The sequence below is a fragment of the Pseudonocardia abyssalis genome (assembly GCF_019263705.2).
Taxonomy (GTDB): domain Bacteria; phylum Actinomycetota; class Actinomycetes; order Mycobacteriales; family Pseudonocardiaceae; genus Pseudonocardia; species Pseudonocardia abyssalis.
Genome location: NZ_JADQDK010000001.1, coordinates 1,100,039 through 1,124,077 on the forward strand (window position 1 = coordinate 1,100,039; position 24,039 = coordinate 1,124,077).

The 24,039-nt window shown below is 74.0% G+C and carries 24 protein-coding genes and 1 pseudogene; 11 read left to right on the forward strand and 14 right to left on the reverse strand.

Translation table 11 applies throughout. The features are described 5' to 3' along the window. Positions 1-5: 5 nt before the first annotated feature. Positions 6-467, reverse strand: coding sequence for an MSMEG_3727 family PQQ-associated protein (locus I4I81_RS05295; RefSeq protein WP_218603331.1), 462 nt, complete (start codon positions 465-467; stop codon positions 6-8). A 437-nt stretch (positions 468-904) separates the two neighbouring features. Between I4I81_RS05295 and I4I81_RS05300 the strand changes: the two genes are divergently transcribed. Beyond that, positions 905-1,678, forward strand: coding sequence for a hypothetical protein (locus tag I4I81_RS05300; RefSeq protein WP_218603330.1), 774 nt, complete (start codon positions 905-907; stop codon positions 1,676-1,678). Here the strand turns inward: I4I81_RS05300 and I4I81_RS05305 are convergent. The 3 genes from I4I81_RS05305 to I4I81_RS05315 all read right to left on the reverse strand — a co-directional run bounded on the left by I4I81_RS05305 (position 1,665) and on the right by I4I81_RS05315 (position 3,476). Then, a complete protein-coding gene (locus I4I81_RS05305) occupies positions 1,665-2,426 on the reverse strand; it encodes a ribonucleotide-diphosphate reductase subunit beta (RefSeq protein WP_218603329.1) in 762 nt (253 codons plus the stop codon). The two genes, I4I81_RS05300 and I4I81_RS05305, sit on opposite strands and share 14 nt — an antisense overlap. A 149-nt stretch (positions 2,427-2,575) precedes the next feature. Further along, positions 2,576-3,007 carry a YkvA family protein gene (locus tag I4I81_RS05310; RefSeq protein ID WP_226363765.1) on the reverse strand — a complete coding sequence of 144 codons (432 nt, stop codon included), beginning with the start codon at positions 3,005-3,007 and terminating at the stop codon, positions 2,576-2,578. A 94-nt stretch (positions 3,008-3,101) separates the two neighbouring features. Then, entirely contained in the window at positions 3,102-3,476 is a 375-nt protein-coding gene (locus I4I81_RS05315) for an FKBP-type peptidyl-prolyl cis-trans isomerase (RefSeq protein WP_218603328.1), read from the reverse strand. Positions 3,477-3,616: 140 nt separating this feature from the next. Between I4I81_RS05315 and I4I81_RS05320 the strand changes: the two genes are divergently transcribed. Continuing rightward, complete coding sequence (locus I4I81_RS05320; RefSeq protein WP_218603339.1) at positions 3,617-5,026, forward strand: MFS transporter; 1,410 nt, start codon at positions 3,617-3,619, stop codon at positions 5,024-5,026. Here the strand turns inward: I4I81_RS05320 and efeB are convergent. The 9 genes and pseudogenes from efeB to I4I81_RS05365 form a co-directional block, all read right to left on the reverse strand. Next, positions 5,027-6,270: pseudogene (gene efeB / locus I4I81_RS05325) on the reverse strand (iron uptake transporter deferrochelatase/peroxidase subunit). It abuts the gene before it with no gap. Continuing rightward, positions 6,270-7,139, reverse strand: a complete 870-nt coding sequence (locus I4I81_RS05330; RefSeq protein ID WP_218603326.1) for an EfeM/EfeO family lipoprotein — start codon at positions 7,137-7,139, stop codon at positions 6,270-6,272. Before I4I81_RS05330 ends, efeB begins: the two are co-directional and overlap by 1 nt. Before the next feature lie 692 nt (positions 7,140-7,831). Then, the gene (locus I4I81_RS05335) at positions 7,832-9,904 is read right to left on the reverse strand and encodes a S9 family peptidase (protein WP_226363767.1); all 2,073 of its coding nucleotides are present in this window, start codon (positions 9,902-9,904) and stop codon (positions 7,832-7,834) included. A 27-nt stretch (positions 9,905-9,931) separates the two neighbouring features. After that, positions 9,932-11,167, reverse strand: a complete 1,236-nt coding sequence (locus tag I4I81_RS05340) for an LCP family protein (protein WP_218615851.1) — start codon at positions 11,165-11,167, stop codon at positions 9,932-9,934. Between the two features lie 113 nt (positions 11,168-11,280). Then, positions 11,281-12,408, reverse strand: a complete 1,128-nt coding sequence (locus tag I4I81_RS05345) for an ABC transporter substrate-binding protein (RefSeq protein WP_218615852.1) — start codon at positions 12,406-12,408, stop codon at positions 11,281-11,283. Between the two features lie 11 nt (positions 12,409-12,419). After that, complete coding sequence (locus I4I81_RS05350) at positions 12,420-13,181, reverse strand: ABC transporter permease (RefSeq protein ID WP_218615853.1); 762 nt, start codon at positions 13,179-13,181, stop codon at positions 12,420-12,422. Positions 13,182-13,191: 10 nt separating this feature from the next. Further along, positions 13,192-13,974: an ABC transporter ATP-binding protein gene (locus I4I81_RS05355; RefSeq protein ID WP_218603690.1), complete on the reverse strand. Its 783-nt coding sequence runs from the start codon at positions 13,972-13,974 to the stop codon at positions 13,192-13,194. Beyond that, a complete protein-coding gene (locus I4I81_RS05360) occupies positions 13,971-14,852 on the reverse strand; it encodes an ABC transporter permease (protein WP_218603689.1) in 882 nt (293 codons plus the stop codon). Before I4I81_RS05360 ends, I4I81_RS05355 begins: the two co-directional genes overlap by 4 nt. 185 nt (positions 14,853-15,037) lie before the next feature. Continuing rightward, entirely contained in the window at positions 15,038-15,724 is a 687-nt protein-coding gene (locus tag I4I81_RS05365) for an MBL fold metallo-hydrolase (protein ID WP_218603688.1), read from the reverse strand. 142 nt (positions 15,725-15,866) lie between these two features. On the opposite strand from I4I81_RS05365, the gene I4I81_RS05370 reads away from it, so the two are divergent. From I4I81_RS05370 to I4I81_RS05410, 9 genes are all read left to right on the forward strand, one after another. Then, entirely contained in the window at positions 15,867-17,087 is a 1,221-nt protein-coding gene (locus I4I81_RS05370; protein WP_218603687.1) for an ABC transporter substrate-binding protein, read from the forward strand. Between the two features lie 4 nt (positions 17,088-17,091). Next, on the forward strand, positions 17,092-17,949 hold the full coding sequence (locus tag I4I81_RS05375; RefSeq protein ID WP_218603686.1) for a branched-chain amino acid ABC transporter permease: 858 nt from the start codon (positions 17,092-17,094) through the stop codon (positions 17,947-17,949). Beyond that, entirely contained in the window at positions 17,946-18,914 is a 969-nt protein-coding gene (locus I4I81_RS05380; protein WP_218603685.1) for a branched-chain amino acid ABC transporter permease, read from the forward strand. Before I4I81_RS05375 ends, I4I81_RS05380 begins: the two co-directional genes overlap by 4 nt. Beyond that, positions 18,911-19,669, forward strand: coding sequence for an ABC transporter ATP-binding protein (locus I4I81_RS05385; protein WP_218603684.1), 759 nt, complete (start codon positions 18,911-18,913; stop codon positions 19,667-19,669). The genes I4I81_RS05380 and I4I81_RS05385 overlap by 4 nt, the downstream gene beginning before the upstream one ends. Beyond that, the gene (locus tag I4I81_RS05390; protein ID WP_218603683.1) at positions 19,666-20,367 is read left to right on the forward strand and encodes an ABC transporter ATP-binding protein; all 702 of its coding nucleotides are present in this window, start codon (positions 19,666-19,668) and stop codon (positions 20,365-20,367) included. The genes I4I81_RS05385 and I4I81_RS05390 overlap by 4 nt, the downstream gene beginning before the upstream one ends. Positions 20,368-20,671: 304 nt before the next feature. Further along, positions 20,672-21,175: a DUF2617 family protein gene (locus I4I81_RS05395; protein ID WP_218603682.1), complete on the forward strand. Its 504-nt coding sequence runs from the start codon at positions 20,672-20,674 to the stop codon at positions 21,173-21,175. Then, positions 21,172-21,564, forward strand: coding sequence for a DUF4247 domain-containing protein (locus tag I4I81_RS05400; protein ID WP_218603681.1), 393 nt, complete (start codon positions 21,172-21,174; stop codon positions 21,562-21,564). Before I4I81_RS05395 ends, I4I81_RS05400 begins: the two co-directional genes overlap by 4 nt. 14 nt (positions 21,565-21,578) lie before the next feature. Further along, entirely contained in the window at positions 21,579-22,022 is a 444-nt protein-coding gene (locus tag I4I81_RS05405; RefSeq protein WP_218603680.1) for a DUF350 domain-containing protein, read from the forward strand. A 51-nt stretch (positions 22,023-22,073) separates the two neighbouring features. Continuing rightward, positions 22,074-23,630 carry a polyamine aminopropyltransferase gene (locus I4I81_RS05410; protein ID WP_218603679.1) on the forward strand — a complete coding sequence of 519 codons (1,557 nt, stop codon included), beginning with the start codon at positions 22,074-22,076 and terminating at the stop codon, positions 23,628-23,630. Here the strand turns inward: I4I81_RS05410 and I4I81_RS05415 are convergent, their stop codons facing one another. After that, positions 23,631-24,035, reverse strand: coding sequence for an OsmC family protein (locus tag I4I81_RS05415; protein WP_218603678.1), 405 nt, complete (start codon positions 24,033-24,035; stop codon positions 23,631-23,633). Between the last annotated feature and the right edge of the window lie 4 nt (positions 24,036-24,039).

Consider the following 24,039-nt stretch of genomic DNA (forward strand, 5'->3'; position numbering starts at 1 on the left):
GGTCGTCACGGGCGCGGTTGCGCGGGTCGGTCGAGCTTGGCGTGGTCCGGCACCTCTCCACCGATGACGATCGCCCCGATCAGGCCGCGGCCCTCGTCGTTGCCGGTTGTGGAGCCGTAGTAGTAGGTGCCCGGGCCGTCCAGGTTGAGCGAGGCCGTGCCCTTGGAGTGGTTGACCAGCCAGATGATCTTGGGGTCACCGTTGTTGGGCAGCACCGCGCAGTGGGTGTTCCTGTCGTCGTTGATGAGCGTGAGCTCGAGGTCCCCGCCGTGCGGCATGATGATCGTCTCGGGCTCCCAGCTCAGCTCGTCCTCCGGGATCCGGACCGTGGCGGTCATCCGGCCGTCGGGACCCTCCACGGCGTGCCCGACCTTCCCGGTACCGAGCAACCGGCCCAGTCCGGTGCTGTTCTGCCGGGCCAGGCCGTCGGCCAACTGGGCGGATGGATCTCCTGCAGTAGTCGTCATCTGCCGTACCTCCTCGTCATGAATGTCCGTCCTGTCCACGGCGGCATCGCCATCACGTGAGATCTCCTCGGCTCGTCGGGCCTGGTCGGTGTGATCGACGTGGGCCGGAGCAGGGCAGGAGCGACCGATCTCGGACACACCCGTGCCGTCCGTGGTCGAGGGGCTGCGCGGCAGGACGCAGGACGCCGCCACGAGTCACTCGACCACCTGTCGGTGGTTGTCGACCACTGGGCGGCAGGACACGGGGTTCACGACGGTGGAGGACATCCACGCCGCACAACGGTGTGTGCTGAGCCACATTCGACCCTACGTAGCGGGTCCGTGATCGGCAAGGGGGAGCGCTCGCGGGGTGTCGCGACGTCAGGCTGAGCCCCTAGGGTGCGGTGGGGACGCGGTCGACGACGACCGGCGTGCCACTCGGGGGAGGTCGATCTGCGGTGCGGAGATTCGGATCACCGGAGGCGCTGGCCCGGCTCGGTTCCCATTGCGCGCACGCCGACAGCGTCGAACTGAAGACGCTGCTCCTGCCGCCTGCCGGACCCGCCGCGGAGGCGCTGACGGGGCGTTGTGCGCCCACCTGGAGCGTCCGGCGGATGTACCTGCTCGACACCCCGGACCTGGACCTGGTCCGGGCGGGGGTGGAGGTCCGCCTGCGCCGCCGGGCCCGCGGTCGCTACGACCTGTCGGTGTGTGCCCGCCGCAGTGGCACGGCCCGGCGGCAGGCCGTCCCGGCGGGGGTGCGCGTGGAGTTCGACGTGGTCCCCGGGGCGCTGTGGCAGGACGTCGAGGTCCGACGCGAGGTCGATTCGGCGGCCGCGGCCGAGGTGATCGCGGGCGGGGCCGCCTCACGGGAGCTGCTCTCCTCGCACCAGCGGGCGTGGGCGTGCCGGGGCGGGCACGACGTCGTCGGCGACGACCGGCTGCGGGAGCTGCGGGTGCACGGACCGCTGCTGGTGCACCGGGTCAAGGTCTCGGCCGTGCGGCTGGGCCTGCGGCGGGCCGACCTCGAGCACTTCCGCTACCCGAGCGGCCGGGAGCTGATGGAGCTGTCCACGCGCTGCCGGCCGCAGGAGGTGTCGACGACCGCCACCGCGTTCGACCGGCTGCTCGACGAGCGCGACGTCACGGTCGCGGACGAGCACCGGACGAAGGCGTCGGTGTGGCAGGACGAGATCGGCCGGGCCGGCCGGGACGGCGCTACCAGAACTTGATGCCCGCGGCCTTGAGCCGCCTGCGGTGCTGTCGCATCGCGGTCTCGATGGCCTCGGTGGTGATGAGGTTCCCCCACACCTTGGCGGCCGTCTCACCCTGCTCGAGCATCGACTCCACCTCGTCCACGCCGACGTCGGCGGCCTGGACGATGCGTGACCCGAACCCGATGTGCCAGCGCTCGTCGCGCAGCACCAGCTCCATCCCGCGGCGCACGCCGGGGAGCGGGACGGACAGGCACTCCAGCGCGTCGAGCATGGCGTGCTGTCCCGCGACGAGGACCACGCCCTCGATCACCATGTGGTAGAGCCCGACCGCGGCGGTCAGGCCCTCCCCGGTGTCGGCGAGCCGCTGTGCGGTGGCCGGCAGGCGCTCCTCGAACAGGTCGACGAGCTCGGCGTCGACGTACGCGCGCAGGGCGTCCCGCCGGGCGTCGCGGTCGTCCCCGGGGACGCCGACGACCTCGGCGGCGACGAGGTCGAAGAAGCGGGCGTGGCGCACCTCGTCCCGGATCTGGGCCTGGAACACCTTCTTCATCGAGGGGTCGGACGCGACCAGCTGGTACGCACCGAGCTGCGTGGACACCGCGTTCTCGGCGACGAGGAAACCGGCGAGCAGCCCGAGGATGTTCTCGTTCTCGGCCACGGTGAGCTGCGGCCATGCCTCCCGGTCGGCCGAGAAGTCGATGTCCGCCTCGTCCCACTGCAACGAGTCGGCGAGCTGCGCGAAATGGCCGTATCCGGTGATCATGACTCGGCGTCCTCAGTCCTCCGGGAACCCTCCCGGCTCGAGCGCGCGTGGATCCGTCGTGGTCGCACCGCGGACGGGGCACATCGCGTCGTCTGCTCGATCGCTCTCGCCCCCTCCGCCCGATGTTACGTGCGTCACGCGCCGGACGCCTACCGTGCGGTCGGGTCCGGGTCGACCCGGCGACGGCCGTCGAGGAGGCGTTCGAGCAGGCGGAGCTCGGCGGGCCAGGCCGCGACGAGCTGTGCGCGGGGGATCGACCGCGCGGCGTAGCGCAGCAGCAGCACCACGGCGACGACGTCGTCGAGCGGCCCGATCACCGGCAGGAACTCGGGCAGCAGGTCGATCGGGGAGACCACCCAGATGACGGCCACCAGCAGCGCGATCTTCGCCCGCCGCGGCACGTCGGGTGAGCGGCGCAGCCGCCGGGCGGTCGTGACGCAGGCCGGCAGGAACTCCGCGATGTCGCGCAGCAGGCCCGGTGGCAACCTGCGGGCCAGCAGGATCATCGCCCCGCACAGCAGGAGCCAGACCGCGGCGGCGACGGCCAGCCCGATCAGCCAGGCGGTCCAGTCGACGTTCACGGCGCCATGGTGCGCCGACCCGGGGTCACCCGACAAGCGGTCCGGCCCACCGGCACGGATGGCCCGCGCCGGTGGGCAACCGGGACGCGTGGGGTCAGGAGACGCCCAGCAGGTCGACGACGAAGATCAGCGTCTCGCCGCCCTTGATGGCGCCGCCGGCTCCGCGGTCGCCGTAGCCCAGGTGCGGGGGGATCACCAGGCGCCGCCGCCCGCCGATCTTCATGCCGACGACGCCCTGGTCCCAGCCCCCGATGACGCGCCCGGCGCCGAGCGGGAAGCGGAACGTCGAGCCACGGTTCCAGGAGGCGTCGAACTCCTCGCCGCTGGAGTGCGCGACGCCGACGTAGTGCACCTCGACGTTCTGCCCGGCGCGGGCCTCGGCGCCGTCCCCGACGGTGAGGTCGGTGATGAGGAGGTCGGTGGGGGCGGGCCCGTCGTGCGGGTCGACCTCGGGCTTCTGCGGTGCCACGGTGGTCCTCTCGTGTCTGGTGATGTGCGGACGGTCAGCCTGCCAGAGGCCCGGCGCAGGGGTAGACAGGGCGGGTGACCGAACCCCGGCCCGACCCCCGCCGCTGGAAGGCACTGTCGGTCACCCTCGTCGCCGGGTTCATGAGCCTGCTCGACGTGAGCATCGTGTCGGTCGCGCTCCCGTCGCTGCAGGAGGGCCTGGGCACCACACCGGCCGGTGCGCAGTGGGTGGTGTCGGGGTACGCGCTCGCGTTCGGGTTGGCCCTGGTGCCCGCCGGTCGGCTCGGGGACGCCATCGGGCGGCGCCGGATGTTCCTCGGCGCGCTGGGGGCGTTCGTGCTGTTCAGCGGCCTGGCCGGGGCGGCGCCGACCACCGAGCTGCTGATCGTCGCCCGGTTGCTGCAGGGGTTGGCGGCCGGGGCGCTCGCCCCGCAGAACTCCGCGCTGATCCAGCAGCTGTTCTCCGGCGCGGAGCGCGGGCGGGCGTTCGGGTTCTTCGGCGCCACCGTCGGCATCTCGACGGCCGTGGGTCCCGTCGTCGGCGGGGTGATCCTGGCGCTGGCCGGGGAGGCCGAGGGCTGGCGGTGGATCTTCTTCGTCAACCTGCCGATCGGGGTCGTGGCGCTGGTGCTGGCCGCGCGGCTGATCCCGCGTACCGAGCCGGGCCCGCGCGGACACGTCGATCTCGTCGGCGTCGGGCTGCTCGGCGGCGGCGTGCTCGCGTTCCTGCTCCCGCTGGTGGAGGCCGAGGCCGACGGGTTGCGACGGCTCTGGTGGCTGTTCGGGGTGGGCGCGGTGCTGCTCGCCGGGTTCGTGCGGTGGGAGCGCCGCCTGATCGACCGCGACCGCGAGCCGCTGCTCGACATCCGGCTGCTCACCCACACCGCCGGGTACGCCTCGGGGGCCGCGCTGGGCACCGCGTACATCGTCGGGTTCAGCGGGATCTGGCTGGTGCTGGCGCTGTTCTTCCAGACCGGCCTCGGGTACACGCCGCTGCAGTCGGGTCTCGCCGTCACGCCCTTCGCGCTGGGGTCGGCGGCGTCGGCGGTGATCGGCGGACGGCTGGTGGCCCGGCTGGGCCGCCTGCTGACGGTGCTGGGGCTGAGCCTGGTGGTCGTCGGCCTGGGCGCCACCGCGCTGGTGCTGCTGCTCGTCGACCCGACGGTGGCCGGGGTCGCCGGGATCGCCCCGCTGCTGGTCGCCGGCATCGGCGGGGGCTGGGTGATCCCGCCGAACACCACGATGACGCTGCGCTGCGTGCCGGTGCGGATGGCCGGGTCGGCGGGCGGGGCGCTGCAGACCGGGCAGCGCATCGGCTCGGCGATCGGCACCGCCGGGCTGGCCGGGCTGTTCTACGCCGTGCTCGCCGCTTCGAGTCAGAACCAGCAGGCCGCGGTGGCGGCCGCGATCGGTGCGGCGGCGGCCGCGGTGGTCGTCGCGCTCGCGGTGGCGGTGGTCGAGTGGCGCCGCGACCGGCGCACCGCCGACGGCGCGGGCGGGCCGGACCCGGACGCCCCGGACCACGTCTACGCCCACGCGCACCAGCACTGACTACGCGAACAGGCTGCGTCCCCAGTGGTCGCCGGTGCCCACCCCGGGCGGGCAGGCGAACAGTGCTGAGCTGGTGTGCACCAGGTACTCCATCATCACGTCGCGCGTCGACAGCGCCTGCTGCATCGGCACGAACTGGGCCCCGGGGTCGCGGACGAAGCAGATGAAGAACAGTCCCGCGTCGAGGTGCCCCTCGGCGTCGACGCCGTCGATGAAGTTGTAGCCGCGGCGCAGGATCCGCACCCCGCCCAGTGTCGAGGAGTGGGCGAGGCGGACGTGCGAGTCGATCCCGACCATCGGCTCCCCGTCGGGGCGGACGGCGGTGAAGTCGACGTCGGCGAACTCGTCGGTGGCCCCCAGGCCGCGCCGGTGCCCTTGTAGCGCCCGACGATCTCCTCCTGCTCGACGAGCGACGTGCGGTCCCACGGCTCGATCGCCATCCGGATGCGGCGCGCCACGAGGTAGCTCCCGCCGGTCATCCACCCCGGGCCGTCCTCGGCGCCCGCCCAGATGTGCCGGACCAGACCGTCGGTGTCCTCGGCGGTGATGTTCGCGGTGCCGTCCTTGAAGCCGAACATGTTGCGCGGCGTGGCCTGCCCGACCACGGTCGACGACGTGCGCCCGTAGCCCATCTGCGCCCAGCGCACGGCCGTGGTGCCGAAGCCCATGCGGATCAGGTTGCGGACGGCGTGCACCGCGACCTGGGGGTCGTCGGCGCAGGCCTGGATGCACAGGTCTCCGTCGCTGCGCCCGGCCTCGATCGCGTCGCCGGCGAACTCCGGCAGGTCGATCAGCTTCGGGGGCCGCCGGTCGGCGATCCCGAACCGGTCGACGCCGTCGCGGGTGAACAGGGTGGGCCCGACGCCGAAGGTCAGCGTCAGGTGGGCGGGCGGCAGGCCCAGTGCCTCGCCGGTGTCCTCCGGCGGAGCCTCGGGGTGCCCGCCGATCGCGCCGTCGACCGCGACCTCGGCACCCGTCGTCAGCCGCTCCGCGGCCAGCGTCCAGCGCTGCAGCAGGTCGACGAGCTCGGCGCGGTCGGTCGTCGTGACGTCGAGGGCGACGAAGTACAGGTGGTCCTGCGCGGCCGTCGTGATCCCGGCCTGCCGTGCGCCCCGGAACGGCACGACGGCGTCGGTGCCCGGGGGCGTGAGGTGGTCGGCGGCGAGCACCGCGCCGGCCCCCGCCGCGGCGGCTGCACCGGCCCCGGCCAGGCCGAACAGGGTGCGGCGGTTGATCCTCGGCATCAGATCAGCACCGTCCCGCCCACGCGGCTGACCGGCTCGCCGAGCGAGTCGAGGGCGTCGGCGACGGCCTTGAGGTCGGCGGGGGACATGTCGGTCCAGAGGCGGTAGGTGTCGCCGGTGCGGAAGCGGTCGAGGACGTCGAGGGTCTCGGCGAAGCGGCGGTCGAGCGTGGCGAGCAGCGCCGGGTCGACCTCGGTGAGCAGCGCCCGCAGCGGCTCCACCGCCGCCCGCGACCCCTCGACGCGCGCCGCGAGGTCGGCGACGTCGGTGCCGGCGAAGCGGTTCTCGCGGCCGGACAGCGCGGTGACGACCGCGAAGTCGACGAGCTCCTTCGCACTGGTGCACATGTCGTGCCCGGTCAGCTGGAGCGCCGGGGCCCCGGCGGCGAGCGTGGTGACGTCGGCGAGCAACCGGTCGGCGATCGCCCGGGTGTCGGGCTGCAGGCCGTCGGCCCAGAGGTCGCGCTCGAGGCGGTGGAACCCGGTGAACTCCTCCCCGGGCTCCATCCCGACGCCCTGGCCGTCGATCGCGGCGCCGAGTTCCTCGCCGTCGGGGCCGGTGACGGCCTCGGTGGCGACCTGGATGCGCTCCCAGTGCGCGCGGGCGAGCGGGTAGCGGTCCTGGGCGAGCGTGACCCGACCCGCCTTCGCCGCGCCGACCAGGTCGGCGGTGCGGTCGCGCAGGGCGTCGGCCTCGGCGACGACGAAGTCGCGGTAGGCCACAGCGGCGGTGTCGAGGGCGGCGGCGTGGCGCAGGACGACCGACGTGCCCGGGATCGCGGGGGCGGCCACCGGCTCCGACCCGGTCATTGCCAGCACCGCCCACGCCACCCCTCCCGCGACCACGGCCGCCGCGGCGGCCAGTGCCACCGGGCGGCGCGAGCGCCGACGCGGCCGGGAGGGCGCGGCCGGGCGGCCCCGCTGGGCGGGGATGTCCGGCCGGTCCGCGACCTCGGAACGGACAGGACCGTCGACCCGGACAGGACCGTCGACCCGGACAGGACCTCCGTGACGGGCCGGGCCCTCCGGTCGGGCGGGACGTCCCGGGCGGCCGCGGCCCGCCGGACCTCCGGCGCTCTCCGGATGTGAGGGGGGCTCGGGCGGCACCGGGGCCGGGCGCAGCGCCGTGGTCTCCGGGGCCATGGGCGCGCGCAGGGCCGGGATGGCGCGACGGTGCCGGTCGGGGGTGGGGGGAACGGGCGTCCGGGAACGCGATCCGGTCGTGCGGGGGGCCGGGACCGCGGACGCGGGACGCCCGCCCGGCTGCGGGGCCCCGGACCGGCCGGGACGCTGCTGCGCCGGGGCCGGGCCCACGGGCCGCACCGGCACCGCGCGGGTGGGTGGCTCGCGTCCGGGGGGCAGGTCGGGTCGGGCCGGGGCCCGGGCGGTGAGAGCCACCGTCGCGTCGTCCGGCGTCGGCGCGCCGATGCCCGTCGTGGCCTCCGGGTCGATGCCCCGCTTGTCCCGCACGCGGGGGATCCTCTCGCACTGCTGACCCTGCGTAGCACTCGGGAGGTCGACGTGCCGGACGCTCACCCGTAACGGGGAGGAAAGGGACCCGTTCACCCGCCGTTCGTCACGCCGAGTGCCCTACGCAGGAACTGCACCTGGAGCAGCAGCAGGTTCTCCGCGACGACCTCCTGCGGAGTCATGTGCGTGACGCCGGACAGCGGCAGCACGCTGTGCGGACGCCCGGCGGCCAGCAGCGCCGAGGACAGCCGCAGCGTGTGCGCCGCGACCACGTTGTCGTCGGCGAGCCCGTGCACCAGCAGCAGCGGGCGCGACAGCGACGGCGCGTCCGCGATCAGCGACGAGTGCGCGAAGGCGTCGGGGCGCTGCGCGGGGTGGCCGAGGTAGCGCTCGGTGTAGTGCGTGTCGTAGAGCCCCCAGTCGGTGACGGGCGCGCCCGCGACCGCGGCGTGGAAGACGTCCGGGCGGCGCAGCACGGCGAGCGCGGCGAGGTAGCCGCCGAAGGACCAGCCGCGGATGCCGACGCGGGTGAGGTCGAGGTCGGGCAGGGACGCGGCGACGGCGTGCAGGGCGTCGACCTGGTCCTCCAGGACGGGTGTCGCGAGGTCTCCGTGCACGGCGCGCTCGAACTCCGGCCCGCGCCCGGGCGTGCCCCGCCCGTCGACGACGACGACGGCGAAGCCCTGGTCGGCGAACCACTGGCTGGTCAGGTGGGCGGCGCGCAGTGCGGTGACGCGTTGGGCGTGCGGGCCGCCGTAGGGGTCCATCAACACCGGCAGCTTCGTGCCGGGTGTGTGCCACGACGGCAGCAGCACCGCGGTGCGCAGCCCGCGCTCACCCACCTCGAACAGCGCGACCGACGGCTCCAGGCCGGGGGACTCGGCCAGCGAGGTGATCGCGAACTCGTTCTCGCCGCGGTGTACGACCGTGCGGGCCCCGTCGGATCTCAGGTCCCCGCTCGTGACGACGGTCGTGCCACCCGCGCGCCGCCCCGCGTGCACACCGGGGCTCGTCGCGACCTCGACGAGCCCGTCGCGGTCCCACGTCCACAACCCCACCGACACGGGGTCGGTGCTCGCGCGGAACAGCACCACGTCCTCGTCGACGTCGACGACCTCGCGCACCTGCACCGCGGGCGGTGTCACGGCGACACCGTCGACGACGAGCCGGTGCGCGTCCTCGCGGGACTCGACCGTGACCAGTGCGCCGGAGGCGGTGTGCACGGGCACGCCGGGGACGATGTCGACCCATGCCGGGTCGGTCTGCTCGTGCAGCCGCGTCGCGGTACCGCCGAGGGGGTCGACGAGTGCGGTGCGCAGCGCGGTCTGGTCGCGCGGGGCGGTGGTGACGAGCAGGCCGTGCACGCTCCAGGCCACCTGCACGAGGTACTCGTCGTCGCCGAGCCGCACCGGGACGCGCGTGCCGTCGAGGCCGATGATCTCCAGTGTCACGACTGCGTTCGCGGTGCCCGCGGCGGGGTAGGCGACGACCGAGGGGGTGCGTGCGGGGTTCTCCGGGTCGGCGATGTGCCAGCGCTGGACCGCCGCGCTGTCGACGCGCGCGACGGCGAGCCGGTCGCCGTCGGGCGACCACCAGAAACCGCGCATCCGGCCCATCTCCTCGGCCGCGACGAAGTCGGCGAGCCCGTAGGTGACGTCCGGGCCCTCCGGCTGGGCGAGGGTGGTGGTCGATCCCGACGCCAGGTCGTGGACGTGCAGGGCGCCGCCGCCGACGTAGGCGATGCGGCGGCCGAGCGGGTCCGGGTGCGGGTCGATGACGCCACCGGGGGACGGGAGCGCGCGCGGCGCGGCGCCGCCCGCGAGGTCGGCGACGTGCAGCCGCCCGGCCAGTGCGAACGCCGCGACCGCCACCGCGCGGTCGGTGGAGTATCCGACGATCCCGCCCGCCTGCTCGCGGCTGCGCTCGCGCCGGGCCTGCTCCTCGGGCGGCAGGTCGCCGTTCTCTCCGAGCAGCCGCGCGTCGGCGACCAGGCGTTCTTCCCCGGTGGCGGCGTCGAGGGTCCAGAGGCAGGTGACCGGGTCGGTGCCGCCCCGGCTGCGCAGGAACGCCACGCGCCTGCCGTCCGGGGAGATGGTCACGCCACGAGGGGCGCCGAGGGTGAAGCGACGGGTGCGGGCCTGGCGGCGGGGGAAGGAGTCGACCACGCGCGACAGTGTCCCGTGCCGGTCACCTCAGTCGACGCAGGGCACGGTCGCCGCGGTGATCGGGCGTTCGGTGGTGGTGGTCGGGGTGGTGGTCGGAGTGGTGGTCGTGGTGCTGGTCGGAGTGGTGGGGGAGGGGGTCGTCAGCGGCACCGGGCGGGCCCGGACGGTGGTGGGCGCGGCGTCGTCGGTCAGTGGCGCGGCCAGGCGCTCGCGCACCGTGTCCGGGTCGAACAGGCCTGTCACGAACGTGCGCACGGCGTCGGGGTCGATCTCGACGGCCACCCCGTCGACGGGGGTGTCCACGTCGGGTCGCCCGGTCGGGATCGTGCGGAAGGTGAGGTCGCCGCCGGACGCGCGGCGCAGCTGGGCGAGGAGCCGGTCGAGGTCCCAGCCGCGGTCGAGCACGACGTAGCGGGTGACGGCGCCGACCAGCGCGTCGACGCGTGCGGGGTCGGCCAGTGCCCCCGTCCCCAGCGCCGTGCGGGCGAGTCCCGCGAGGAAGGCCTGCTGGCGGGTGACACGGTCGAGGTCGCCGTCGGGCAGGTCGTGTCGCTGGCGGACGAACGCGAGCGCGTCGCCCCCGCTGACGACCTGCGGCCCCGCCGGCAGGTCGACGCCCGACCGCGGCTCCCGGACGGCATCGTTGAGGCAGACGGGCACTCCGCCGATCGCCTCGGTGATCTCGACGAATCCGGCGAGGTTGATCTCCGCGAAGTGGTCGACGGTGACGCCGGTGAGCGCCTCCACGGTGTCGACGAGCGTCCGGCGCCCGGCCTCGCGGGTGGCGCGCTCGAGCGCCGGGCCGGTCAGCCCCTGCGCCGTCAGCTCGTCCTCGGCGGCGGCCATCCCGCGCCGGTAGGCGGCGTTGACCTTGTGCCGGCCGAGCCCGCCCGCGACCTCGACGAAGGAGTCGCGCGGGATCGACACCGCCGACGCGCTCGCGGTCGAGCCCGTGGGGACGTGCAGCAGGATGATCGTGTCGGTGTTGAACTGGCCCTCGTCCTCGCCGGCCCGCAGCTCCGCGAGCACCGCGGGGGGCAGCGGGTCGCCCGACGCGTCGGTGCGGGAGTCGATCCCGACGAGCAGGGCGGTGAACGCCGACTCCAGCCCGGCCGGTGCCTGCTCCCCGAGTGCCTCGCTGGTGACGAGCGTGTCGGACACCTGCCGGTAGACCGACCAGCTGTAGCCGGTGGTGGCCAGGACGGCCACCGAGAGCAGCGCCACGGCACCACGCAGCACGTACCTGAGATGACGGCGGCTCATGACGTCCCTGTACCCGCCCGTACGCGGGCCATCACGCGCGGCGGACAGCGGATGGACACGACCGGCCCGACCGGCGTTCACCCACTCTAGTGGTGGGTGAACGCCGTCGCCCGTCAGCTGCCGCCGGCGTTGAGCGTGACCTCCGTCGGGGTGTACGACGTGCCCTCGACGTCGACGCCCTCGGCCCGCAGCTGCTCCAGCGCCTGCTCGACGTAGGTGTTGGTGTACGCGTCGGCGTCCGGGTCGGCTGTGATCACGGTCTGGCCGTCGGCGTTGACCGCGGTGCGCGCCACCTGGACCGTGCGCGCCCACGCGGCGGAGTCGATCGTGCCCGCGCCCGCGGGGGCCGGCCAGATCAGCTTGTTCACCTCGTTGATCTGCCACAGCTGGTGGCTCGCGCCCAGCGTCGATCCGGCGGCCACGACGATGTCGCGGCAGGACTCGACGTTGTCGCGGCAGTAGGCCCAGCCCTGCAGCGACGCGGCGACGAACCTCGTCGTCGTGTCCTGGTAGGCGGGGTCGGCGAGGCGCTCGGTGTTGGCCCAGATCGCGTCCTGCAGCATCGCGGTTCCCTGGTCCTCCCAGTTGATCACCGAGAAGTCCGACGGCTGGTAGAGCGCGCCCGTCGCCGGGTTCGTCGCCTCCAGGACCTGCGCGTACTCGTTGTAGGACATGGCCTGCGCGGCGTCGATCTCACCGGAGAGCAGGGCCTGCATGTCGAACTGCTGCTGCACCAGGCTCACGTCGGCGGCCGGGGCCAGCCCCGCGGCGGTCATGCCCGCGAACAGCTCGAACTCGTTGCCGAAGCCCCAGTTGCCGACGCGCTTGCCGCGCAGGTCGGCGGGCGAGGTGATGCCGGCGTCCGCGAAGGACACCTGGTAGGTGCCCGAGCGCTGGAACACCTGTGCGACGTTCGTGATCCCGGCACCCTGCTCCCGCGACGCGAGCGCCTTCGGCACCCAGGCGATCGCGAAGTCGGCCTGGCCCTGCGCGAGCACGGTCTGCGGGACGATGTCGACCCCGCCCTCCAGGATCTCCACGTCGAGGCCCTGGGCCTGGTAGAAGCCCTGGTCGACGGCGGCGAGGTACCCGGCGAACTGGCCCTGCGTGAACCACTGCAACTGCAGCTTCACCGGCGTCAGCCCACCCTCGGCGGCGGGGGTCGTGGGCTCGGCGACCGTGGAACAGGCCGTGAGTGCGAGTGCGGCGGCGGCGGCCACCAGGAACCTTCGACGGAACACGAGCGTCTCCTTCAGGCAGGGGATCGGGCTGGGCGGGGGGTCCGGGTGGCGAGCCGCTCCAGGAGCAGCCCGGCGAGGTGGAACAGCAGGCCGAGCACGATCGCCGCGACGACGAACGCCCACGCCCGCGCGTACGCGGTGTTGGCCGCGGCCGAGGAGATCCGGCTGCCCAGCCCGTTCTGCGGACCGCCGAAGTACTCGGCGACGATCGACGCGATCACCGCGGCCGGGGCGGCCAGGCGCAGCCCGGTGACGATGTGGGGGACCGCGCCGGGCAGCCGCACGAACCGCGAGGCCTGCCACGGTGTCGCGGCGAGCGCCGTCATCAGGTCGGCGTGCACCGGCTGGACCTGGCGCAGCCCGCGGGCGGTCGAGACGAACACCGGCACCACGACGACCACGGTGACGACGAGCTGCCGCGGCACCTCCGTCGTCGAGCCGAACATCGTCGTGAAGACCGGGGCGAGCGCGACGATCGGCACCGCGCTCGCGGCCAGGACCACCGGCGTCGCCAGTTCCTGGACCAGCCTCGACCGGGCGGCGAGCAGGGCGAGGGCCACCCCGAGCACGAAACCGGCGACGAGCCCGGCGAGCGCGTTGCCGCCCGTCACCGACGCGGTGGGGACGATGACGCCGAACTGCGCACCGACCTGCCCGGCGATCGCGGTGGGGGAGGGGAGCAGGAACGACGGCACGGACAGCGCGGTGACGAGCACCTGCCAGAGCACGAGAACGGCCGCGCCGAACGCGAGTGGCGGCCACCAGTTCCTCACAGCCGGTTCCTCACTCGTGCCCCTTGCGCAGCGCCTCGCGCACGTCGGTGATCGCGGTGAAGAACGCGGCGGACTCCCGGACGTCCTCGACGTCGTCGGGGGCGAGGTCGGTGCCGGTGCCCGGTCGCCGGCCGGTGACGATCCCGGTGATCCGCCCCGGCCGCGGCGACATGACGACCACCCGGTCCGACAGCACCACGGCCTCGGGGATCGAGTGCGTCACGAACAGCACCGCGGCACCGGTCTCGCCCGCGATCCGCAGCAGCTCGGCCTGCATCCGCTCGCGCGTCATCTCGTCCAGGGCCCCGAAGGGCTCGTCCATCAGCAGCAGCGACGGCTTCGGTGCGAGCGCGCGGGCGATCGCGACACGCTGCTGCATCCCGCCCGAGAGCTCCCCGGGCCGCGACCGCGCGAACTCCGTCAGCCCCACCATCTCCAGCAGCTCCGCGGCCCGCGCCCGGCGCTCCGCCTTCGGCACCCCGTGCACGTGCAGCGGCAGCTCGACGTTCTCCGCGACGCTGCGCCACTCGAGCAGCCCGGCCTGCTGGAACGCGATGCCGTAGTCCTGGTCGAGGCGGGCCCGCCCGGCGGGTTTGCCGCTGACACGCACGGTCCCGGTGCTCGGCTGCTCCAGGTCGGCGACGACGCGCAGCAGCGTCGACTTCCCACACCCCGACGGCCCGATCAGCGACACGAACTCGCCCGCAGCGATCGTCAGCTCGATGCCGTCCAGTGCGCGGACCGGCCCGAAGTCCTTGTCGATGCCGACCAGTTCGACGGCGGGCCCGCTCACGCCGTGTTCCCGCGGTAGCGGCGCAGCCCGAGGTCCAGCAGCCCGACGGCCGCGGCCGCGACGAGCCCGAGCACGGCGGCCCCGAGGATCGCGGTGTACATCCGCGACGGGTCACCCGTCGCCGACTGCGCGTACTCGATGATCAGCCGCCCGACGCCGCCGCGGGTGCCGGTGGAGATCTCCGCGACGATCGCGCCGACGACGGCCGCGGCCGCCGCGAGCCGCACCGCGGGCAGCACGTGCGGCACCGACGCGGGCAGCCGGAGCCGGAGCAGCGTCGTCCACCAACCCGCGGCCAGCGACCGGAACAGCTCGACGTCGGCGGAGCGCGGTGAGGTCAGCCCGCGCAGCATCCCGACCGCTATCGGGAAGAACGCCAGGTAGGAGGAGATGACCATGACGCTGGTCCAGGGCTGCCACGGCTGACCGAAGATCGCGATCTTCCCGCCCCATCCGGCGACCAGTGGCGCGATCGCGATGAGCGGCACGGTCTGCGACAGCACGACCCAGGGCAGCAGCGCGCGCTCGAACAGCCCGAACCGGGCCATCGCCAGGGCCAGCGCCGATCCGAGCAGACCGCCGATGACGAGCCCGCCGAGGGCCAGCCCGAGCGTGAACACCGCGCCGGACGCGACGGCCTCACCGACCGTCCGCTGCGCCGCCGCCCCCGCCACCTCGGGTTCGGCCAACCGGGTCAGCACCGTCCACACGTGCGGCATCGCCGCGTCGTCGGTGCGGGGGAGGACCCGCGTGTCGCCGATGCTCACCCCGGCGTCGGGCAGCACCGCTTTCGCCAGCTCCCACACCCCGACCAGCAGCGCGAACGCGGCCACCGCGCTCAGCGCGGTGCGCGCCCGACCCATCCGTGCCCAGACCATCCGTGCAGGGTCCTTCCCGATCAGTGGAAAGGGAAGACTGCGCAGTCCGGATGACGAGGGTGTTGCCGACCTGTTGCCGTTCGCGGCGGCCGCGGATCACCCGGTGTGGCCGGCTCACGCGCACCCCCGGCCGCCCCGCGCACCGTCGAGGGTGCGCGTCGGGACGGAGGGTGCGCGCGGGGTCGTCAGCTCTCGTCGACCCAGCCCCGGGACTTCCAGTCCGGGATCGACGGGCGCTCCTTGCCGAGCGTCGTGTCGTCGCCGTGGCCGGGGTAGACCCAGGTGTCGTCGGGCAGGACGTCGAAGACGCGGGCCTCGAGGTCGGCCACCAGCGACCAGAAGTCGGGCTCGGACCAGGTACGGCCGGGGCCGCCGGGGAACAGCGAGTCGGCGCTGAACAGGTGCGGGTGGTCGGCACCGCGGTAGAGCAGCGCGATCGAGCCCTGCGTGTGCCCGCGCAGGTGGATGACCTCGAGCTCGATGCGCCCGAACCGGATCGTGTCTCCGTGCTCGACGAGCTCGTCCATCGGGATCGGCAGCTCGGGGGCGTCGATCGGGTGGGCGATCAGGTGCGGCTGGAACATGCCCGCGACCGCGCCGAGGGCCTGCCAGTGGTCGGCGTGGCGGTGCGAGGTGACCAGCGTGTGCAGCACCGGCCGGTCGTCGCCCGCGCCGATCAGGTCGGCCAGCCGTTCCGCGTCGTTGGCCGCGTCGAGCAGCAGCGCCTCGTTCGTGGCCCGGCAGACCAGGAGGAAGGCGTTGTTGTCCATCGGGCCGACGGAGAGCTTGGTGACGGTCAGCGCCTCGAGCTCGCGCCGGGCCGCGGGGCCGCCGGGATCGGTGTGACCTGAGTAGTTGTCGAGGACGTCCACGAGAGCACAGTAGTCCGTCACGATCGGGTCCCGGTCGTCACGCGATCCGTTGACAAGCTGGAGTCAGCACTACACGATCCGTCCGGTTCGCTCCCCCTTTGTAGAACGTCCCACCACCGGTCACTCACCGAGGAGTCCCGACATGGAGCACCCCGCCCTCACCCGCCGTCGTCTGCTGAGTCTGTTCGGGGCCGCGGCGGCCTTGCCTGTCCTCTCCGCGTGCGGCAGCAGCGTCGGTGGCGGCGGTGCGGCCCCGGCCGCCGGCGGTGGCGGGGGTGCGATCAAGGTCGGCCTGGTCGTGCCGCAGTCCGGCGTCTACGCGGCACTCGGCGAGGACATGACCCGCGGCTGGAACCTGTGGCTCGACGCCAACGGCGGGAAGTTCGGCGACTACACCGTCGAGACCGTCGCCGTCGACGAGGGGGAGAACCCGCAGACCGGTGTCCCGGCCGTGCAGCGGGTCATCCAGCAGGACAACGTCGACGTCGTGGTGGGCCTGGTCAACTCGGCCACCGCACTCGGGGTCAAGGACCTGCTGACGGAGTCGAAGAAGCTGCTCATCGTCACCAACGCGGGCGCGGGCGCGCTGACCGGCCCGGACCGCACCCCCTACATCTGGCGCACCTCGTTCACCAACGCGCAGATCGCGGCCGCGATGGGCACGCACCTGGCCGAGACGGGCTTCGCCGAGGGCGTCTTCCTGATCGCCCCCGACTACGCGGCGGGCACCGAGGTCATCGAGGGCTTCAAGGCCGCCTACACCGCGGGTGGCGGCACGATCGCAGGAGAGGCGAAGCCCCCGTTCGGCACCACGTCGGACTACCAGCCGTTCCTCTCGACGATCCAGGCCTCCGGCGCGAAGGCCACCTTCTGCTTCTTCTCCGGCGCCGAGGCGATCACCTTCGTGCAGCAGTACGCGCAGTTCGGGCTCTCGGCGTCGATCCCGCTCTACGGCTCGGGCTTCCTCACCGAGGGCAACGTGCTGGCCCAGCAGGGCCAGGCCGCGCTCGGCGTACAGACGACGCTGCACTACACCGACCAGCTCGACAACCCGGCCAACACCGCGTTCGTCGAGTCCTACACCGCCGCGTACGGCGAGGCGCCGAGCACGTTCTCCGTGCAGACCTGGGACGCGGCGAACGTCCTGAACCGCGCCCTCGCCTCGGCCACCGCACTCGACGGCGACGCGCTCGCCACGGCGCTCGGCGGCATCGGCGCCGTCGACGACAGCCCGCGCGGCACCTGGGAGTTCGACGGCCAGACCCCGCGGCAGAACATCTACCTGCGCAGCGTGCAGGACGCGGGCGGCACGCTGGTCAACGCGGTCGTCGAGGACCTCGGCCAGCAGAGCCAGCCGGGCTGAGCGCGTGCTGGTCAGCATCCTCAACGGGTTCGCCATCGGGTTCCTGCTGTTCATCCTCGCCGTCGGGCTCTCGCTCGTCTTCGGGATGATGGACGTCCTCAACCTCGCGCACGGGGCGCTGTTCCTGCTCGGGGCCTACCTCGGGGCGACCCTCGCGGGCAGCTGGGGCGGGTTCCTCGGTGCGCTCGGGCTCGCCGCGCTCGGCGGGCTGGTGGCGGGCGTGCTGCTGTCGCTGATGACCGAGCCGCTGCGCAAGCGCTCGCACCTCGACCAGGCGCTGCTCACGCTCGGCGTCGCCCTGATCGCCGCGGAGCTGCTGATCATCGTGTTCGGCGACGACCCGCTCTCGGCCGCGGCCCCGCCGGGGCTCGACGGGTCGGTGTCGGTGCTCGGCGCGGTGTACCCGACCTACCGCCTGCTGATCATCGTCATCGGGGCGGTGCTCGCGCTCGCCGTCTACCTCGTCGTCGACCGGACGCGGGTCGGCGCGCTGGTGCGGGCCACCGTCGCCGACCGGGAGATGGTGGCGACGCTCGGGATCGACAACCGGCTCGTGAAGGGGGCGGTGTTCGCGGTCGGGTCGGTGCTGGCGACGGTCGCGGGCGTGCTGGGCGGGCCGATCTACGGCGCCCGCCCCGGCCTCGACGCCACCGTGCTGATCCTCGCGCTCGTCGTCGTCGTGATCGGCGGGCTCGGATCCGTGCGCGGTGCGCTGGTCGGGGCGCTGGTGATCGGGCAGATCGACACCGTCGGGCGCGTGCTGCTGCCGGACTTCGCGTCGTTCGTGCTGTTCGGGGCGCTGGCCCTGGTGCTGGTGCTGCGGCCGCAGGGGCTGTTCGGGACGCGGGCGGTGGCGCGGTGACCGCCGTCGAGTCGTCGGTCGTCCCGACCGAGGTCGTGCGCCGCCGGGGCTACGGCCGCTGGGTGGCGATCGCGGTACTGGTCGTGCTGGCCGCGGCGCCGCTGTTCCTGGCCCCGTTCGCCACCACGACGCTGAGCCGGGTGCTGGTGTTCGCCCTGTTCGCGGTGAGCCTCGACCTGCTCGTCGGCGTCACCGGGCTGCCCTCGCTCGGGCACGCGGCCTACTTCGGCTCCGGGGCGTACGCGGCGGGGTGGGTGTCGATCCACGTCACGGCCGAGGCGCCGGTCCCGCTCCTCGTCGGCGCGGGCGTCGGGGCGCTGGCGGCCGCGCTGACCGGCTGGATCACCGTCCGGTCGGCCGGTGTCTTCTTCCTCATGCTGACGCTCGCGATCGGCGAGCTGGTCGGGCAGGTCGCCAACACCTGGGAGTCGGTGACGGGCGGCGCGAACGGCCTCACCGGGATCCCCGCGGTGCGGGTGGCGGGCGAGCCGCTGGCCAACGCGGGGTTCACCTACTGGTATGTGCTCCTGGTGTTCGTGCTCGGGTTCGCGCTGGTCTGGGTCGTGGCGCGGTCGCCGTTCGGGGACGCGCTGCGCGGCATCCGCGACAACGAGCCGCGGATGCGCGCACTCGGGTACTCCACCTCGCTCTACAAGTACGCGGTGTTCGTGCTCGCCGGCGGCGTCGCGGGGGTGGCGGGCTCGCTGCTCGTCGCGCAGCAGCGGCTGGTGTCCACCGCCGACGTCGGGTTCCTCATCTCCTCGCTGATGCTGCTCGCCGTCGTCATCGGCGGGGCGGGGTCGCTGTGGGGGGCGTGCCTGGGTGCGGCGCTCGTCGTCGTCGTCCGCGACGCACTGGGCCCCACGCTCGACGGGCACGGCCCGCTGGTGCTGGGCGTGGTGTTCGTGGCCGTGGTCTACCTGCTGCCGCGCGGTGCGGCCGGGCTGTTGCGGAGGAGATCATGAGTGCCCTGACCTGCACCGGCGTCGGCCGTGCGTTCGGCGCGCTGCAGGCCGTCGACGCCGTCGACCTCGTGGTCGAGCCCGGCGCCCGGCACGCGCTGATCGGGCCGAACGGGGCCGGGAAGTCGACGTTCTTCAAGCTGGTCACCGGCACGATGACGGCCGACACCGGCCGGATCGAGCTCGCCGGGCGCGACGTCACCGGCCTGTCCGAGGTGAAGCGCAGCCGGCTCGGGATGAGCCAGACGCTGCAGCACTCCAGCCTCTTCACGTCGATGACGGCGGTCGAGACCCTGACGCTCGCGCTGCGCCGCCACGACGGGTCCAGGATCGCCCCGTGGCCCCGCCGCCGCCCCGAGCTGCGGGAACGGGCCGAGGAGCTGCTCGCCGACGTCGGTCTCGTCGGGCGCGGCGCCACCAGCGTCCCGTCGCTCTCGCACGGGGAGCGCAAGCAGCTGGAGGTGGCGCTCGCGCTCGCCTGCCGGCCGTCGCTGTTCCTGCTCGACGAGCCGGCCGCGGGGATGTCGCCCGCCGAGCGGTCGCGGCTCGTGGAGCTGCTCGCCGGGCTGCCCGCGGAGATCACCGTGCTGTTCGTCGAGCACGACCTGGACCTGGTGTTCGCCCTCGCCGACTCCGTCACCGTGCTGCACCTGGGCCGGGTGCTGCTCTCGGGCACCCCGGACGACGTGCGGGCGAGCGACGCGGTCCGCGAGGCCTACCTCGGCGCCGGGCGCCGCGAGGAGTTGTTCACCCGATGACGTTCCTCTCCGTCCGCGACCTGGTGTCCGGCTACGACCGCAGCACCGTGCTGAGCGGTGTCGGCCTCGACCTCGACGCCGGGGCCACCCTCGCGCTGCTCGGGCGCAACGGCGCGGGCAAGTCGACGCTGGTCATGACGCTCGCGGGGCTCGTCCCGGTGACGTCGGGCTCGATCACCGTCGACGGGGTGGAGGTCGCCGGGCGGCGCGCCGACGTCATCGCGAAGGCCGGGGTGGCACTCGTGCCGCAGGGGCGCCGCGTGTGGTCGACGCTGACGGTGGGGGAGCACCTGTCGCTGTCGTCGCGGTCCCGGAAGGGGACCTGGACGGTCGACGGCATCCTCGATCTCCTGCCCCGCCTGCGGGAGCGCCGCAGGCAGCTCGCCGGGCAGCTCTCCGGGGGGGAGCAGCAGATGCTCGCGGTCGCGCGCGCCCTGTTGACGAACCCGCGGCTGGTGCTGCTCGACGAGCCGTCCGACGGCCTCGCGCCCGCGATCGTCGAGCAGATCGGCGGGGTGATCACGACGATGCGGGCCGAGGGCGTCGCCGTGCTGCTCGTCGAGCAGGACCTGCACCTGGCGTTCGGCGTGGCCGACGAGGTGGCGGTGATGGCCCGCGGCGAGATCGTGCACCGCGTCCCGACCGCCGACTTCCGCCGCGACCCGGACACGGCCCAGCGACTGCTCGGGGTGGCCTGAACCTCCACCGCACGCCGGTCCGGCTCACCTCGTGACGTCGCGTGCGGGCCGCACGGCGCAGACCCACGGCGAGCTCGCAGAGCGCCGGCGGTCTGCGCGGTGACCACCCGCTCTGCGAGGTGGTCGTCGCGGTCAGGTCCGTCGCGTGGCGACCTCGTCGGAGAGCCACCCCACCAGCGAGGTGCTCACCCCTGCCACGCGTCACGGAGTGGTGGAACTACGGTTCCGGCCCGATGTCGGACGGGTGACGATCACCCCGGCAACCGGTACGGTCCCGGCACCGCATGATCATGGGAGACGAAGGATGACGCTGCACCGCCTCCGGGTGCTGCCGCGCGACGTCGACGCCGACGCGCTCGGGCTGCTGCTGGACGCCCCCGCGCCGCCCACGCTCGCCGAGCTGGTCCTCACCCACGGCGACGCCCGGCTGGTCCTCGGCGTCCTGGGTGCCTCGCACGCCGTCACGGCGACCGCGGGTTCCGCGCGGCTCACCGAGCAGGTCTCCTGCGACGCCGTCGCCGCAGGCGGTCGGCCCCTGCCGCGCAGCGCCCGGGCCGGGGCGTACCGGTTGACGTCGGAGAGCCGGACGGTCCCCGCGGCCGAGCTGGCGGCCACTGCGTCGGCGCTTCGGCGCAGTGCCACCGACGACGCGTCCTGGGTGTGCGGAGCGTTCCCCGGTGACGGCGCGGCGCTCACCGCACTCACCGGCGCCCCGCTCGACGGCGGCTGGACCTGGCGCACCTGGCACCTCTACCCCGGACCCGAGGAGGGCGTGATCGTGACGACGCGGAGCAGGTGGACCCCGTGAAGCGACATCTGGCGGGCGCGGCGGTCGCGCTCGCCCTGCTGACCGGATGCGGCGCAGGCTCGAACGTGCGCAGCTTCCTCGACGACACCTTCGACGAGCAGAGCGAGTCGGGCGACACCAGCACCTACCTGGCGACCGCCCCCGCCACCGCCGCGGCGTCGCAGATCGCCGGGGCGGTGCCGCCCGCGGCGCAGGCCAGCGACTCGGGCAGCGAGTACCTGCGCTACGACGACGACATCGTCGTGGTCAGCCCGGCGAGCGGCGGCAGCACCGTGCGGGTCGAGGACCTCGACGGGGCCTACCGCGACGGCTCCTACGCCTACCTCGGCCAGGGATTCACCCCCGGTTCCCCGGCCGCCACCGACGATGACGACGACGACGTGAAGTGAGGATGATCTTCGCCATGGAGTTCGGATCCGTGGACGCCGGCCTGCTCGGCCAGGGCGTCCTCGCCACCCTGCTGTACTTCGTCATCGGCTTCGCCGTGCTGGCGCTGGGCTTCGTCGCGCTCGACGTCCTGACGCCCGGCAACCTGCGCAGGCAGGTCTACACCGACCGCAACCCCAACGCGGCGATCCTGCTCGCGTCCAACCACCTCGCGCTGGCGCTGATCGTCGTCACGGCCATCCTGACCAGTGACGACTCGCTGGGCCAGGGCCTGGTCGACTCGCTGGTCTACGGCCTGCTCGGGGTGGTCCTGCAGGGCGTCGCGCTGCGGCTGCTCGACGCGTTCGTGCCGGGTCATCTGCGGGCCCTGGTCACGGAGCCGCGGATGTGCGGCGCGGCGTGGGCGGTGGGGTCGAGCCTGCTCGCGATCGGGGCGGTGAACGCGGCGGCCCTGTCGTGACGGTGCCGCCCCGACCGGTCGCGCCGTGACGCGCGGTCCCGCGGCGGCGTCGTGACCGCGCCGCCGGTGCTCGCCGTCCCCGACGACGCGCCGCCCCTGGGCTCACGACGCGCCCGCCCGCTGCTCCTCGCCGCGGTCGCGGTGTGCGCGGCCTGCGGGCTGGTCTACGAGCTGGTCCTGCTCACCCTGGCCGTCACCCTCGCGGGCGGCGGGATCGCGGTCACGTCGCTGATCGTGGCCGGGTTCGTCGCCGCGCTGGGCGTCGGGGCGCTGGCGGCCAAGCCGCTGCTGCCGCACGCCGCCACCGCGTTCGTCGCGATCGAGATCGTGCTCGGGGTCGTCGGCGGGCTGTCGGCGACCGCGCTCTACGTCGCGTTCTCCTTCCACGGCACGAGCAGTGCCGTGCTGGTGCTCGCCACCGCCGTCATCGGGATCCTGGTCGGCGCCGAGGTGCCGCTGCTGATGACGCTGCTCGCGGGCGACGGGCGCTCCGCGGGGCGGCTGGTCGCCGACCTCAACGCCGCCGACTACGCTGGCGCGCTCGTCGGCGGCCTGGCCTGGCCGTTCGTGCTGCTGCCGCTGGTCGGGCAGATCCGTGGGTCGGCGGTCACCGGCATGGTGAACCTGGTGGCCGCGGCCGTCGTCGCGGCGTTCGTGCTGCGCGGACAGCTGGGGGTGCGGGCTCGGGCCGTCGCCACGGCGGCGCTGTTGCTCGCCGCCACGGTCCTCGCCGTGCTGCTGGTGCAGGCGCAGGACATCGTCGAGACGTCGCGGCAGCGGCTCTACGCCGACCCGGTCGTCGCCGATCTGACCTCGGCCTACCAGCAGATCGTGCTCACCGAGCGCGGCCCCGACCTGCGCCTCTACCTCGACGGCGACCTGCAGTTCTCCAGCGTCGACGAGCACCGCTACACCGAGGCGCTCGTGCACCCCGTGCTGTCCCGCGACCCCGGGCGCGTCCTGGTGCTCGGCGGCGGCGACGGACTCGCGGCCCGCGAGCTGCTGCGCCACCCGTCGGTGACCGAGGTCGTCCAGGTCGAGCTGGATCCCGCCGTGCTCGACCTCGCCCGCACCCGCCTCGCCGACCTCAACGACCACGCCCTCGACGACCCGCGTGTCCGGCTCGTCGTCGACGACGGGTTCCGCTGGCTGCGCGAGGCCGCGCCCGGCACCTTCGACGCGGTCATCGTCGACCTGCCCGACCCGGACACCCCGACCCTCGGACGGCTGTACTCCACCGAGTTCTACGGGCTCGTCGCGCGCTCGCTGGCCCCCGGCGGGCAGCTCGTCGTGCAGTCGGGGAGCCCGTACTCGACGCCGCAGGCGTACTGGCGGACGGTGTCGACGATCGCGTCGGCGGGGCTCGGAGTCACGCCGTACCACGTGCACGTGCCCAGCTTCGGCGACTGGGGCTTCACGCTCGCGCAGGTCGGCGGGCCGCCGCCGCTCGCGCTGTCGCCGCGGGCCCCGGCGCTCCGCTTCCTCGACGAGGCGGGGCTCGCCGCGGCCGCGGTGTTCCCCCGCGACCGGCCGCGCCTGGACCTGGAGCCGTCCACCCTGGACCGCCCGCTGATCGTCGACGACACCCGGGCCGGATACGTGCGCTGATCAGGCCGTGTTCAGGACGGTCCGGATCGGTACGGCGTCGCGGAGCAGGCGGGTGACCGGGGTGTTGTCGACCTCGGCGGAGAGCTGCTCGCGCAGGTCCGGCTCCACGACCGCGCCGACGGTGACCGTGCGCACGAGGACCGGGGTCGCACCGCCCTGCACGGCCACCCGCACCTCGACCTCGCCGGGCGGGACGTGCCAGCGCTGCAGGAACGTGCGCACCGACATCACGGTGCACGACGACAACGACGCCGCGAGCAGTCCGAACGGCGTGGCGCCCGTCGGCTCGGGGCCGGCGTCGAGCGGGATGTCGCAGCTCAGTCCGAACCCGTTGACGTCGACCTCGGCGGTGCGCCCGTCGCCGTCGGGGAGACGGGCGGTGGACCAGACGTTCGGCTCTCCCACAGGC